General features: G+C 38.6%; 4 protein-coding genes, 2 tRNA genes and 2 rRNA genes (1 of these 8 running past the window's edge). 1 reads left to right on the forward strand and 7 read right to left on the reverse strand.

The window, feature by feature from the left end:
• The 4 genes from CGC49_RS03060 to CGC49_RS03075 form a co-directional block, all read right to left on the reverse strand.
• Window positions 1-1,086: ribosomal RNA gene (locus CGC49_RS03060) — 23S ribosomal RNA — on the reverse strand; it reaches 1,747 nt to the left of the window's first position.
• Window positions 1,087-1,257: 171 nt separating this feature from the next.
• Window positions 1,258-1,331, reverse strand: a tRNA-Ala gene (locus CGC49_RS03065).
• Between the two features lie 163 nt (window positions 1,332-1,494).
• Window positions 1,495-1,568, reverse strand: a tRNA-Ile gene (locus CGC49_RS03070).
• Window positions 1,569-1,718: 150 nt separating this feature from the next.
• Window positions 1,719-3,236, reverse strand: a 16S ribosomal RNA gene (locus CGC49_RS03075).
• The 16S and 23S rRNA genes sit together here with 2 tRNA genes alongside, the layout of an rRNA operon.
• Window positions 3,237-4,297: 1,061 nt before the next feature.
• Between CGC49_RS03075 and CGC49_RS03080 the strand changes: the two genes are divergently transcribed.
• Entirely contained in the window at window positions 4,298-6,691 is a 2,394-nt protein-coding gene (locus CGC49_RS03080; RefSeq protein ID WP_095911816.1) for a heavy metal translocating P-type ATPase, read from the forward strand.
• 427 nt (window positions 6,692-7,118) lie between these two features.
• Here the strand turns inward: CGC49_RS03080 and CGC49_RS03085 are convergent, their stop codons facing one another.
• From CGC49_RS03085 to CGC49_RS03095, 3 genes are all read right to left on the reverse strand, one after another.
• Window positions 7,119-9,077, reverse strand: a complete 1,959-nt coding sequence (locus CGC49_RS03085) for a RagB/SusD family nutrient uptake outer membrane protein (protein ID WP_095911817.1) — start codon at window positions 9,075-9,077, stop codon at window positions 7,119-7,121.
• A 13-nt stretch (window positions 9,078-9,090) separates the two neighbouring features.
• Window positions 9,091-12,273, reverse strand: coding sequence for a TonB-dependent receptor (locus CGC49_RS03090; RefSeq protein WP_095911818.1), 3,183 nt, complete (start codon window positions 12,271-12,273; stop codon window positions 9,091-9,093).
• A 264-nt stretch (window positions 12,274-12,537) separates the two neighbouring features.
• Entirely contained in the window at window positions 12,538-15,216 is a 2,679-nt protein-coding gene (locus CGC49_RS03095) for an AsmA family protein (RefSeq protein WP_095911819.1), read from the reverse strand.
• Window positions 15,217-15,293: the final 77 nt, after the last annotated feature.

Below are 15,293 nucleotides of genomic sequence, written 5' to 3' on the forward strand. Positions count from 1 at the left end.
TCCTAGCTGTCACTGCAGTCAGACCGCGTTTGGTCAACTTAGCATATATTTGGGGACCTTAGCTGATGGTCCGGGTTCTTTCCCTCTCGGATATGGACCTTAGCACCCATACCCTCACTGCCGTGTATCATTTATTAGCATTCGGAGTTTGTCAGGAATTGGTAGGCGGTGAAACCCCCGCATCCAATCAGTAGCTCTACCTCTAATAAACTAGAACACGACGCTGTACCTAAATACATTTCGGGGAGTACGAGCTATTTCCCAGTTTGATTGGCCTTTCACCCCTACCCTCAGGTCATCCGAAGTCTTTTCAACGACAACCGGTTCGGTCCTCCACGCTGTGTTACCAGCGCTTCAACCTGCCCAAGGGTAGATCACCAGGTTTCGCGTCTACTACTACTTACTATAACGCCCTATTAAGACTCGCTTTCGCTACGAATTCGCATCTGAAATGCTTATCCTCGCAAGTAAAAGTAACTCGTAGGCTCATTATGCAAAAGGCACGCCGTCACCCTAATGGGCTCCGACCGCTTGTAAGCGTATGGTTTCAGGGTCTTTTTCACTCCGTTATTCACGGTTCTTTTCACCTTTCCCTCACGGTACTAGTTCACTATCGGTCTCTCAGGAGTATTTAGCCTTACCGGATGGTCCCGGCAAATTCAGACAGGGTTCCACGTGCCCCGCCCTACTCAGGATTTCCCTATGATTTATTATACGTTACCTATACGCGACTTTCACGCTCTATGATGTGATTTTCCAAACACTTCTAGTTCCATATAACAACCAATATCGGGTCCTACAACCCCCATATTGCCGTAACAATATAGGTTTGGGCTATTCCAATTTCGCTCGCCACTACTCTCGGAATCACTTTTGTTTTCTTCTCCTCCGCCTACTTAGATGTTTCAGTTCAGCGGGTTCGCCTCCTTAACAGGATACTGCACCTTCAATGCAGTGGGTTGCCCCATTCGGATATCTGCGGATCAAATCGTATGTGCCAATCCCCGCAGCTTTTCGCAGCTTATCACGTCCTTCTTCGCCTCTGAGAGCCTAGGCATCCCCCATACGCCCTTACATAACTTATTGCGCTTGTAGTTGTTTTGCTATTGCAAAACATACCTCGTTCTCTTTGATTCTTTATTTATTTCTCGATTTAATCAATCTTATTTGATCTCTCGTGTTTTTTATCCCAATATGTCAATGAACTCTTTATAGCTTTCCGCTATTAGCCATTAGCTAAAGGCTTTAAGCATTATGTGGAGAATAAGGGAGTCGAACCCTTGACCTCCTGCGTGCAAGGCAGGCGCTCTAGCCAGCTGAGCTAATTCCCCATTAATATAGGTATTAGGGGTTAGGCAATAGGGAATAGTTTATATCAATCCCAAAACTCTTACCTATCTTAAAAGCAACAACCTCTAAAATTTCCTTTCATTCTATTTGTATGAACTTTTTAGCTTTTAGCTATTGGATATTAGCCATTAGCTATCTGCTCTGTAGTCCCAGGCAGACTCGAACTGCCGACCTCTACATTATCAGTGTAGCGCTCTAACCAGCTGAGCTATGAGACTGCATCTTTTTAGCTATTAGCCATCAGCAAATAGCAATTAGTCTATATAACTTCTAAACACTAATCACTAACCTCTAATTAGCCTAGAAATATCGACTGCACAAGATTTAAAGAATACCCTACAATTACTCTCGTAAAGGCATTTCTCTAGAAAGGAGGTGTTCCAGCCGCACCTTCCGGTACGGCTACCTTGTTACGACTTAGCCCCAGTCACTAGTTTTACCCTAGGCAGCTCCTTGCGGCAACCGACTTCAGGTACCCCCAGCTTCCATGGCTTGACGGGCGGTGTGTACAAGGCCCGGGAACGTATTCACCGGATCATGGCTGATATCCGATTACTAGCGATTCCAGCTTCACGGAGTCGAGTTGCAGACTCCGATCCGAACTGTGACCGGCTTTATAGATTCGCTCCTGCTCACGCAGTGGCTGCTCGCTGTACCGGCCATTGTAGCACGTGTGTAGCCCAAGATGTAAGGGCCGTGATGATTTGACGTCATCCCCACCTTCCTCACGGTTTGCACCGGCAGTCCCGTTAGAGTGCTCGACTTAACTCGCTAGCAACTAACAGCAGGGGTTGCGCTCGTTATAGGACTTAACCTGACACCTCACGGCACGAGCTGACGACAACCATGCAGCACCTTGAAAAACGTCCGAAGAAATACCTATCTCTAGGTACGTCGTTTCCCATTTAAACCTTGGTAAGGTTCCTCGCGTATCATCGAATTAAACCACATGCTCCACCGCTTGTGCGGGCCCCCGTCAATTCCTTTGAGTTTCACACTTGCGTGCGTACTCCCCAGGTGGGATACTTATCACTTTCGCTTAGCCACTCAGTCCGAAAACCAAACAGCTAGTATCCATCGTTTACAGCGTGGACTACCAGGGTATCTAATCCTGTTCGCTCCCCACGCTTTCGTCCATCAGCGTCAATCGGTCGTTAGTAACATGCCTTCGCAATCGGTGTTCTGTGTAATATCTATGCATTTCACCGCTACACTACACATTCCAGCTACTTCACAACTATTCAAGACATACAGTTTCAAAGGCAGTTACTCAGTTGAGCTCAGTGCTTTCACCTCTGACTTATACGCCCGCCTACGGACCCTTTAAACCCAATGATTCCGGATAACGCTCGCATCCTCCGTATTACCGCGGCTGCTGGCACGGAGTTAGCCGATGCTTATTCATACAGTACCGTCATCAATCTACTCGTAGACCTTATTCTTCCTGTATAAAAGCAGTTTACAACCCATAAGGCCGTCATCCTGCACGCGGCATGGCTGGATCAGTCTTCCGACCATTGTCCAATATTCCTCACTGCTGCCTCCCGTAGGAGTCTGGTCCGTGTCTCAGTACCAGTGTGGGGGACATCCCTCTCAGAACCCCTACCCATCGTAGCCTTGGTGTGCCGTTACCACTCCAACTAGCTAATGGGACGCGTACTCATCTTTTACCACCGTAGCTTTAATTATTTAATGATGCCATAAAATAATACTATAAGGTATTAATCCAAATTTCTTCGGGCTATCCCTTAGTAAAAGGTAGATTGTACACGTGTTACGCACCCGTACGCCGGTCTAGGGAGAGCAAGCTCTCCTTACCCCTCGACTTGCATGTGTTAGGCCTGCCGCTAGCGTTCATCCTGAGCCAGGATCAAACTCTTCATCGTTAAAAATCTTTAATATCGTAACCTTTAACAAATAAGTAATCGACTCTTAGGATAATTCTTTAAATCTTATTCTTGTGCTGTCAACAATTTTTTCAATGAACTTTATTACTCTTCGCTTTTAGCTACTAGCTAACAGCTATTAGCTCTCAAAGCGGGTGCAAAGATAACAACTTTTTATCTTTACTTCCAAATTTTTTTCAAAATATTTTTTTTGAGCGTTTTGCTTTGTGCTGTAAGCTATACGCTATAAGCTAATAGCTAACTGCTTTTCGAAAGCGGGTGCAAAAGTAATACTTTTTTCTAAACCACCAAAAGTTTTGCAAAGTTTTTTTTCAAAATATTTTTTTGAGCGTTTTGCTTCGCGCTGTAAGCTATACGCCATAAGCTAATAGCTAACTGCCTTCCAAAGCGGGTGCAAAAGTAATACTTTTTTATAAAACACCAAAAATTTTGCAAACTTTTTTTTTCAAAATATTTTTTGAACTTTTCGCTTCGCGCTGTAAGCTATACGCCATAAGCTAATAGCTAACTGCCTTCCAAAGCGGGTGCAAAAGTAATACTTTTTTATAAATCACCAAAAATTTTCGAAAGTTTTTTTGAAATATTTTTCATATATTATCTTATCATGCTTATTATCAAAAACTTGTAGATAAAAAATAGAATGTTACTCTTTAAAATACTTATTAATACCGTAAAATAACTTATTCTTGGGTCAAAAACTTTTCAATACGGGATTGGGTGTTATTTAGTTATTGAGTTTTCAAAAGATAAACAACTATCATTGTATATTTAATGATGACAGCTTATCTTATATATGAGTAATAATATAAAGGAATAAGTATATACTTATCTACAAATCTCTCAAAATTTACCTGTATTTCCCTAACATGTGTCATATAAACCTTGGTAAGTTTATAATTCTTAGAAAATCTAAAATAGTCATTTTTGAAATATTATTCCGATATTTGCTCAAAAATTAGAGTTTGAAGCAGAATTTAATTCGTAAAAACTCTAACGAAAAAAACTAAGTAGACGTATAATAAGTTAACAATAAGCAGAAAATGACAATACAAATCCCTATTCCAAACCTCCTCGCCGACCCAACTTCTTTCCTCGAAAAGGAACTTTTACAAATAGAAGGCGTTGTAAGTGCTAAAGTAGAAATCAACAATCAGCGGGTGGTACTAGATACCAAAAACCTAGAATCAGCAGCTTTGGCAGTACAAAAAATAAAAAAATTAGGCTATAAAGTACCCATTACTCAAGCAACATACCCCATCCTTGGCATGAGCTGTGCGGCTTGTGCCAGCGGGGCAGAAAACATTGTAAAGCAAACTCAGGGCATCGTATCGGCTTCGGTAAATTTTGCCACGGGCAACCTTACGGTGGAATATTTTCCGAGTGCAACAAGCATTGCCGAAATAAAAAAAGCCGTACAAAAAGGCGGGTACGATCTACTCATCGAAAATGAAGAAAAACAACAAGAAACCCTTGAAAATATTCACGAAGAAAAACTCAAAAAACTAAAATTCAAATCGTTTTGGGCGATTATTCTGTCCCTTCCTGTGGTGATTATCGGGATGTTTTTTATGGATATGCCCTATGGCAACGAAATTTCGTGGTTGTTTGCTACACCTGTCCTATTTTGGTTGGGTAAAGATTTCTTTGTGAATGCGTGGAAACAAGCCCAGCATCGCACCGCCAATATGGATACACTCGTGGCACTCAGTACAGGAATCGCTTATCTTTTCAGCGTAGTAATGATGATTTTTGCCGAGCATCTACACAAAATAGGTATCCATCCTCATGTGTATTTTGAAGCAGCATCGGTGATTATCGCCTTTATCTTATTAGGAAGGTATTTGGAAGAAAAAGCCAAAGGAAATACCTCTACCGCTATCAAAAAACTAATGGGGTTACAACCCAAAACCGTGGTAGTACTCCATGAAAATACCGAAAAAATCACACCGATAGAAGCGGTAAATACAGGGGATATTATCCTCGTGAAACCCGGTGAAAAAATTGCAGTGGACGGCATCGTAACGCAGGGAAACTCATTTGTAGATGAGAGTATGCTGAGTGGCGAACCTGTACCTGTACAGAAAAAAGAAGGCGAAAAAGTCTATGCAGGAACCATCAACCAAAAGGGAAGTTTTCAGTTTGAGGCAGTGAAAGTAGGCAAAGAAACGCTCCTTGCTCACATCATCAAAACGGTACAAGATGCCCAAGGAAGCAAAGCCCCTGTACAAAAATTAGCAGACAAAATCGCTGCTGTTTTTGTTCCTACGGTTTTATCCATTGCGGTACTCACATTTGTACTTTGGGTAGTTTTAGGTACTGAAAATCAATGGGTACAAGGTTTGATTTCTGCCGTTACGGTATTGATTATCGCTTGTCCGTGTGCTTTGGGATTGGCTACTCCCACTGCCATTATGGTAGGTGTGGGCAAAGGTGCCGAAAACGGTATTTTAATTAAAGATGCTGAAAGTTTGGAAACTGCTAATAAAATTAATGCCATCATTCTCGATAAAACGGGTACCATTACCCAAGGAAAACCTGAAGTTACTGATGTCCTTTGGCTAAATAACGATAACTCTGCTGAAAGTATTCTTCTAAGCATTGAAAAACAATCCGAACACCCATTGGCAGAGGCGGTTGCACTTAAACTCCACTCGGTAACCACTGTTGAAATATCGAATTTCCAAAGCATCACAGGCAAAGGTGCCAAAGCGATATTTAATGATAAAATGTATTTCGTAGGCAACCAAAAATTGCTGCTCGAAAATCATATCAATATTGATGCAAAGCTACTTGAAAAAGCCAACGAATGGACACACCAAGCCCAAACCGTAATTTGGTTTGCCGATAGTGAAAAAGCATTGAGCGTTTTGGCAATTTCGGATAAAATTAAGGAAAATTCCGTCCAAGCTATCCAAGAATTGCAGCAAATGGGGATTGAACTGTATATGCTCACGGGCGATAACGAGGCTACAGCAAAAGCTATTGCCCAACAAACGGGCATCGAACATTATCAAGCAGAAGTTTTGCCACAAGACAAAGCAGACTTTGTGAAAAAACTGCAATCTCAAGGAAAAGTAGTAGCCATGGTAGGCGATGGCATCAACGATAGTACGGCACTTGCCACGGCAGATGTGAGCATCGCGATGGGAAAAGGCTCTGATATCGCAATGGATGTTGCCAAAATGACGCTCATTTCGTCAGATTTAACCAAAATTCCACAAGCTATTCGCTTATCAAAACATACGGTAGCAGCCGTTCGTCAAAATTTATTTTGGGCCTTTATCTACAACCTCATCGGTATTCCCATTGCGGCAGGGGTTCTCTATCCCATCAACGGATTTCTACTCAACCCGATGCTTGCAGGAGCCGCTATGGCACTGAGCTCCGTAAGTGTAGTAGGAAATAGTTTGAGATTGAAAAAAAGGGTGTTGTAAATATTAGGATAATGAATAAAAATTAGACTATTTTTTAGACCAAAATTTTCTAAATAAGTTGCCTGAGAATTTCGTATATTTGAAAAACTCCCATTTTTTTTCAATTATGGCATTTCTCAGGCGAAGCAGAACTACCATCATACTTTTTATAACACGACCAAATTTTAAACCTTTACAAAGACAGTAAAAATAAGACTTCCAGAGTTTTTAGCTTAATTTTTATCCATTAAGCTATTAACCGTTTTTCCTAACTCTTGGTTTGACGGATATTAAACAAATCACAAAACAATCTTTTCTTAGCACATATCTATAAAAATAAGAGTTATAATGAAAGTGATTTCACTATAACTCTTATAACCGTATCAATACAATGAGTTTTTTTACCTCATTGTCAAATTTTGCCAAGATAGAGTTCTTGAAATTTTACTTAATCCAATGGAGTTCCTCCAGATTTTGTCGGCCAGTTAGGATTTTGATAAATCACTGAACTCTCTTCTGTTCCATCTGGACTGGCTATGACAAAATGCTCATAAGCAATTGGAGACAAATAGTGAGCAGGTGTCCAATTGTATCCATCAAAAAATTTGTTATTGTTTTTCACTATTTGATATGGTCGTAAATACTTGCTCTGAGATTTCGCAGAAACGTTAGGATTAGACTCTGGTAAAGCCTTTAGAACAGTTTCTCCTTCTTTATTTTTATAATTTGTGTACATAGAATCCCACAAATTAAAACCTTCTATCACATAATTTTTTACCTGATCTAATGATCTCCAACGTTTCAAATCGTTCCATCTCATTCCTTCTGCTATGAATTCGCATCGTCTCTCTCTGCGGATATTGTAGAGGGTAGCGTCAATTACGTTACCTGCTGAGTATTTACCCCAATCCCTTTCTTGTGACAAATCGGTTGCAGCGATAGTAACGTTAGGATCCTCTGGAAGTCCCGCTCTTGAGCGTAATTTTTGCCAGTATGAGGTAGCTTTACCGTTCAAACTTCCTGTTCTCTCGTAAGAAGCCTCTATATAGTTCAAATAAGCTTCTGTAGCTCTGAACACAATACAACCAGTTTCGGTTGGATTAGCACCTACCAAGTATTTACCTCCTTTTCCGTAAACTCCTTTTTTAACATTGTACCCAGTAACGGCTTTACGCTCATTATTATCCAATAACTCAGGATAAGGTGCTACTAAAGGCTTGCTCACTCCTTCATAAACCAAGGTGTCTTTAGGTTGTACCATGAATAGTTGCAATCTTTCATCACGATCAGCACGAACATCAACTATCTCTGTATCACCTTTATAACCAGAACCAGGTGCATATATAGGTAAGCCATTTTTCATAAGAAATGTTTCTACAAAATTTCTTGTATACCCTGATGAAGCTCCTCCATTCAAATAGTGCATAGTGTGATGTCCTGAGAATTCTGCATTATACTGTCTCCACATTAACACTTCGCTATAACTTGTCATAGAAAGATCTGCAAACATTTTGAAATATGGATTTTCCAAAGCTTTGGTTTGCTGAGTTTGATGATTACTTTCTACTAACTTGACGGCATCCGCTACCTGTTCAGCAGCATTCATTGCTTGATCTAAAAAATAATTACTCTCAGCTGTTACATCTAAAGAAAATCCTGTATGAGATTTAGCACCAGGCCAGTTAGGACCACCTGGAACGCGTGCCGTACCAGCGTGATACTTTAACCAAGTTCCTTCATACAATGCTACTCTTGATTTAAACAATAAAGCTACCTCCTTGTTAATTCTGTTTTTATTAGAAAAAGGAGCTGATTTCAACAACCCTATAGCCTTATCCAAATCTGAAAGAATAAATCGAGCTACTTCATTTCTGGGAGCACGTTTAGAGGCTGCTATTAGTTCTCCCTTATCCTCGGGCAAAACTTTCGTTATTATTGGAAAATCTCCTAATGAAGTTAATTTGTTGAAATATTCGTAGGCTCTCAAAAAATAAGCCTCCCCTATGTAATGCTCAATATTACCTTTATCTCCTACTATTTCTCCCTTTTCATAACGAGGTAAAACCTGTTCAAAAAAGTAGTTAATTTGACGAATCGTCGAAAAGTCCCAAGATCCTCCTGATGAGGGTACACGCACCTCTCCTGGAAGCCAAATATTACTAGCTCCAGGGCCTGCTTGATTGTCGGTACCATTGTCATGAATAAAAGTACCCGCATTCCACCCCGAATGTGTGGGGAATAACCCATATCTTGTAACGGTATAGGTAGCCAAATCTAACTCTGATTTAAGAAAATCCTTGGGCGTAACATTTGATAGAGGTTCTCTATCCAAAAAATCATTACAAGATATCACTCCTAAACTTGTTGCAACAAGTAATAAAAATGTTGTTTTAATTTTATTTTTCATCTTCGTTATTCTTTTAGAAAGTTAAACTAAGTCCAGTAGAGACCACTTTTGATAAAGGATAAATCTTCCCTTCTCCCCAAGCTCCTCCAAAAGTTTCTGGGTCATATATTTTTGTTAGCTTGGTGTACGTCCAAATATTTTCAGCTGAAATGTAAAAACGTAGTTTCGTTACCCCAATTGATTTAGTAATATCAGCAGGCACTGTGTAACCCACCTGAACATTTTTCAAACGAATATATGCTCCATTTTGCAACCATCGAGTTTGAGGTTCAAAGTTTTTCCATCCACTATTTTCAATAGGACGAGGATAGTATGAATCTACATTAGGTCCAAAAGGACTCTTAGTGCCTTCGGGACGGAAGTAATCCAAGTGTTCAACATACCCTGCATTTTGCCATCTATTTCCATTAGCACCTCGGAAATAAACATCTCTCAGGTCAAGATCTCGCTTAGCCGTTCCTTGGAAGAATAGGCTAACATCAATCCCTTTCCAATCTGCACCTAAGCTAAGCCCAAAATTATAACGGGGAGTAGCGTTACCAATAATTCTTAAATCTCCAGGATTATCCACTGTGTTATCTCCATTGTTAACCTTGCCGTCACCGTTCAAGTCTTCGTACATAATGTCTCCTGCAGCCCAATTACTTCCCCAAGAAGGTGTGTTTTTAGCAAGATGTTCCGTCATCTCAGCATCTGTTTTGGCAATTCCTTTGGTAATATATCCCCATATTTCTTTATCCTCTTTGCCACTATACCATGGTTGATTAAGTAATTTTTTCTCGTTAGGATAATTGGTTACAAACTGTCTACTATCAGTCAAAGTGAATTTTGCAGAATATCCAAGACCGTTTTCTAATCGGTCATTCCAACTTAACTCAAGCTCAAATCCTTTGGATTCCATATCTGTATTGTTATAACGAGGTACTCCTGTTCCTAATACAGAAGGTAATTCAGGAGCAGGCCCCACCATTCCTTCTGTTTTTCTGACGAAGTAGTCAAATACGACTCCTAAGCGGTTCTTGAACATATTAATGTCAAGCCCAAAGTTAGCAGTCGATACTCTTTCCCAAGTAAGCAAACTACTTACCAAACCAGGAGCAGAAGCGGTATTTGTACGTTGATTGTTTATCAACCAATATCCATTGGAAGCTCCCAATGGCATTGACTGGAAGAAAGGATACCAATTCTTGATATTTTGGTTACCTAATTTACCGTAAGAAACCCTTGGTTTTAAAGTGCTTATATGTTCAGTAAAACCTCCCAGTGACTTCCAGAAGTCTTCACGAGCTACGTTCCAACCAAACGAACCTGAAAGAAACAAGTTCCAACGTTGGTCACGTAAATAACGGCTGGTACCGTCATAACGTGTATTGAACTCAAATAGGTAACGACCTGCTAAATCATAGTTTATTCTACCGAAGAAACCTGCGGTTGCCCAGTGTTGCTTCTCTCCGCCTACGTTGTCATTATCACCATATGTAGTGTTGATTGTGATAACATCAGGGGTATATAACCCATCTCTACTTGCCGATAAACTTCTGTATTTATTAAGTTCTGCTTGGAAACCAGCAACTAGCTTAAAGTTATGTATATCATTTATGGAAAAACTATAATTTGAGTAGATATTAGGACTATAAAACTCTGATTTGTAACCATACTCAGACACGTAAGTTTGTCCTGCTTTATTTAATCCAATGCCTCCAAACGGAAATACAACAGGCTTTTTGTTATTGTCATAATAGTAAATAGGAAGAGCATATGAGTTATTAAATATGTTTTTAGTTTTATAATTTCCTTCTACGTGGATATTCCAATTTTTGATGGGAGTAATAACAAAAGACAATTGCTGTATAAATTCATCTTCTTGACCGAAAGACGTACCTCCCTCTAACTGAGCAATTTCATTACCTTCTTTGTAAAAACCATTAGGATCATACACGGGTAGAGTCGGCCAACGACGAGCTACGTTGTGGTAGAAAAGAGGTCCACCCCAAATAGGTTTATTGTCATCAATTCTAATAAATTGGGTCTTGTAATCTAACTTAATTTTATCGTGAAGTTTTGCTGTGAATTTACCTACGACACTTTTACGTTGTCTCTTATCAGTGTTGTATCGCAATAAACCCTCTTGGTCTAATATGTTTGCAGAGAAGAAGAAATTAACTTTTTCAGTACCTCCACTGACACTTAAATTGTGTTCTTGTGCAGGTGCATTATTTCTGTAGAATTGCTTAAACCAGTCCACATTTGCCCAACTTTGAGTGTATGCATTCCAATTTCTTTGTTTTTCGTTCCAATCAGTAGCATCTTTAAGCTCTCCATTTTTGTATTTAATTATCTTTTGAATAATTTCGTCTGAAAAAGGAAGATTTGTACCTGCATTTTGAGCAGCTTCATTCCAATAGTAGGCAAAACTTTCAGAATCCAGCATTCTGGGCTGTAGCAAAGCTGAACTCATTCTGAAGTTCTGATTGTAATTTACGGAAATTCGCCCTTCCTTACCTGATTTTGTTTTTACCAAAATAACCCCAAAAGCAGCTCTCGAACCGTAGATAGAACTTGAAGCAGCGTCTTTCAGTACTGAAATACTTTCTACATCTTGTGGGTTGAGCGTATTCAAGTTACCTTCCATACCATCGATTAGCACCAACGGAGACGAGGTGGTATCCCCGATAGTTCCAGCTCCCCGAATGTTGATACTAAGAGAGTTATTAAGCTCACCTCCTCCGTTTCCTACTGAAAAGTTAAGCCCTGGAACAGCTCCTTGCAAAGCCTGTGTGATGCTACTTACAGGACGGCTATCCAATATCTTCGCATCAACGGTTGCTACCGCTCCCGTTAAGTTTTCTTTTTTCTGAGTTCCATACCCAACAACTACTACATCTTCCAATTGTTGAGCCTCTTCAACAAGTAAAACGTTGATAGTCAGGTTATTACCCCCCCCCACTACTTTTTCTTGTGTTACAAAACCTAAGTAACTGAAGACAAGAACCTCGCCTCGATTTGCTTTGATTTCGTACTTCCCATCAAAATCGGTAGCGACCCCACGAGTGGTGTTTTTGATCAACACACTTACGCCTGGTAGTGGCACTTTACTCTCGTCAGTAACCGTTCCTTTTACTGACACCGTCTGTGCAGAAAGTGTCAAACACCAACTGAACACAAACGCAAACAATGTTAAAATTTTTAATTTCATAAGCTGTTTGATTAATTTAAAATTCGAGTGTAAAGGTACATCTTTTTACAATTTTATACAACTTTTTTTATTTTTTTTTGCAAGTGAAATATATGTATGATGTGTAAATATATAGAAACTAAAGTTTTAAGGATGTTGTACAACCACGAACACCTTACAGCAATAAATAACAGACTTACATTCTATGTAAAAAAACGACAAAGCCTATATAAACTTTTCTGAAAACATTTAGGTTTATACAGGCTTTTCATTCTTAAAACAACCCTATTTCTCCTCTTTTTTATCTCCAAAAATACCTTTTAAAAGTCCTTTTGCTTGATTTTTAACTTCCTCTTTAGCTTTCTCTTTGACATCGTCTTTGACCTTGTTTATAGTACTGTCTCTTTTTGTTGTCAATCCCTCAATAAGTTGATTAGCTTTTCCTGCAGTAGTTGAATCTGTTTTAGATGAAATCAATCCTTTGAGGGCATCTGTTCCTTTATCTTTAAGATTATTAATTTGATTTTTAGCTATTTGAGAAGCTAAATTGGCCACTGACTGTTTCATATCGGTTGAAATTTTAGGGTTGTCGAATGTCCCTCCAAGTAAGGCAGTTATGGCAATGTTATCTACCTTAGCTTGATTTCCTGTGAGTTTGGTTAATGTTGCACTTGCTTCACTTCCCAACATTTGTGGTGGCAGGTTAAACACCACATTGTAGTCCATCACTTGGTCAAAACCATGCGTTCCAGCTACATCAATCGACATATCTTTATATTTCACTTTAAACGGATTAATATTGACCTTTCCATCTTTGAATTTTCCTGATACTTTCAAATCTTTCAAATTCAACTTAGAGAAATCTAAACTCTGGAAATTTGAAGCTAAGGAAGTTAACAATTTAGACCCTTCACTCTTAACTTTTGAATCAACCAAACCTGCGGAAATATCTCCAGAAAGAGTACTCAAATCGGGGGTCATATCATTCTTCAAATTCCCTGTAACATTAATTACAGTATTTATTTTTCCTTGCAAAACTTTAGAAATAGGAGCTATTTTTGATAGCATTTCTATTTTTGTAAATGCCTCTACAATATTTAATTTTGACATATCCAAGCCCATAGCAAAAGTTGGAATAGCATCTTTAGTTGATACATTACCACTAATAGCCACATTTCCTCCTAAGATATCAGTTCTTAAATTCTCCAAACGCACTTTTTCTTCTTTGATAATCAATCTTCCAGAAGTGTTTTTCAACTCTAAATTGTCGTAAATTACCGTTTCAACATTTGCAGTAAATGTACAATCCAAAAATGAAGGGATTTTCAAAACTGATGTTGTTGATGAAGCTGTTGTTACTTCTTTAGATTGACTTTCTGTTGGATTTTCTATTGGATTGGTTGCAGGTTGCATAAAATCTGCAATTACTAATTTATTAGAATTCAAAGCAAAATTCCCTTTCAAAACATCATTTTTGAATAGAAATCCAAATAAATTATCCAGACGCCCGTTAAGTTTTAAATCAGAATCTCCGACATGTGAAATAAATTTACTCAATTGAATGTGAGCCGTTGAAAAATCTAAGTTTGCTTCGTCAATATGGAAAGGTTTCACGAATTCTTCACCTTCATAAACGAACTGCTGTAAAGATGCAACTCCTTGACTTTTAATATTTTCAAACTTCTGTTTTTCAACCGAATTCATATCTAATTCGGTGGTTATATCGGCTTTAAAAATTCCTTTCAATTGTTTGTCTAAAGATATAGGATAGGCTTGTGAAAGATTTGCTAAATTTACCGTTCCCTTCAATGCAGCATTTACTTTCGGATTGTCAACTACGTTGTACACATGGGCTTTAGCTGTAAAATGATCTTCATCAATAGTCATTGTAAATTTATCCAAATTGACTTGAGTATCATTCATAATTCCCGTTGTATTTTTTACTTTCAAATCAATGTTGATATTTTGTATACTTTTGGGTAGATCAGGATACTTTAATGAAGCTTTTTGAGAGGTCATTTCCATAGCAAATGTTGGTATTTTATCCCCTACCATGTCCCCTTTGACATTTCCTTTTAGTGTAAAATCGCCAGTAGTTTTCACTTTTTCAATTTCTTTGGAATACGCCTCTGGAATTAACGCTAAGAAACTTTGAAAACTGTTTGACGGAGCATTAAAAGTTAGGTCATAATGCTGTCCGTTTTCTAATAATTTTACAAATCCATCGAAAACGAGCTCCAAACGATTAATAATTGCTTTGTTTTCCTTAAACGTATACTTTTGCTGATTCAAATCAATTCCTAAAATAGCATCCAACGAAACGGGAATTCTATTCATAAAATTGCTTTTGTCCATCGAAAATGATATTTTCAGATCGGTCTTCGTATTCAAATCTAATACTTCGTTTTCAAAATTTCCTTTTCCAGTATGGTTCAGTTCATCCAAAAGCAAATGCATATCACCATCGTCATTCTTGAATGTAAACTTCATGTTTTCAATATTATAAGACTGTATGCCTAACTTGAATGGGGTGGACTGACTTTCCTTTTGTGTTGTTTCTGAAGGCAAAGCTATATCAAAATTTCCCTGCCCTTCTTTATTCATATGAATGAAAACTGACGCATCTTTCAAATCGAAGCCTAATATGTTGTAATTACCTGACAACAAATCGGTCACACTTACTTTAACAGCTATTTTCTGTGCTGTAAATAAAGTATCCCCTACGAACGGTTCTTTGTTGACTATACTAAAGTTGGTGAGGGTAACATCAGCCTTTGGAAAGCTACGGAATAAACTGAGAGAAACATCCTCTAATGAGGCTGTTGCATTGATATTTTCATTAACCAAGCTAATGGCTTTTTCCTTTATCTTATCCTTGAAGAAAAATGGAATAGCTACCATAGCCAACACAAGTAGCACAACAAAAATAACTGTGATTTTCAAAAGTTTTTTTACTATTTTCATAGATTTTGTTTTTAAAAGATTATTATGTAATTATTATAAATAGCCTCGACCTATGTAAACTGTTGAAGAATAATCAA

This window comes from Capnocytophaga sp. H4358 (assembly GCF_002302515.1).
GTDB lineage: Bacteria > Bacteroidota > Bacteroidia > Flavobacteriales > Flavobacteriaceae > Capnocytophaga > Capnocytophaga canis.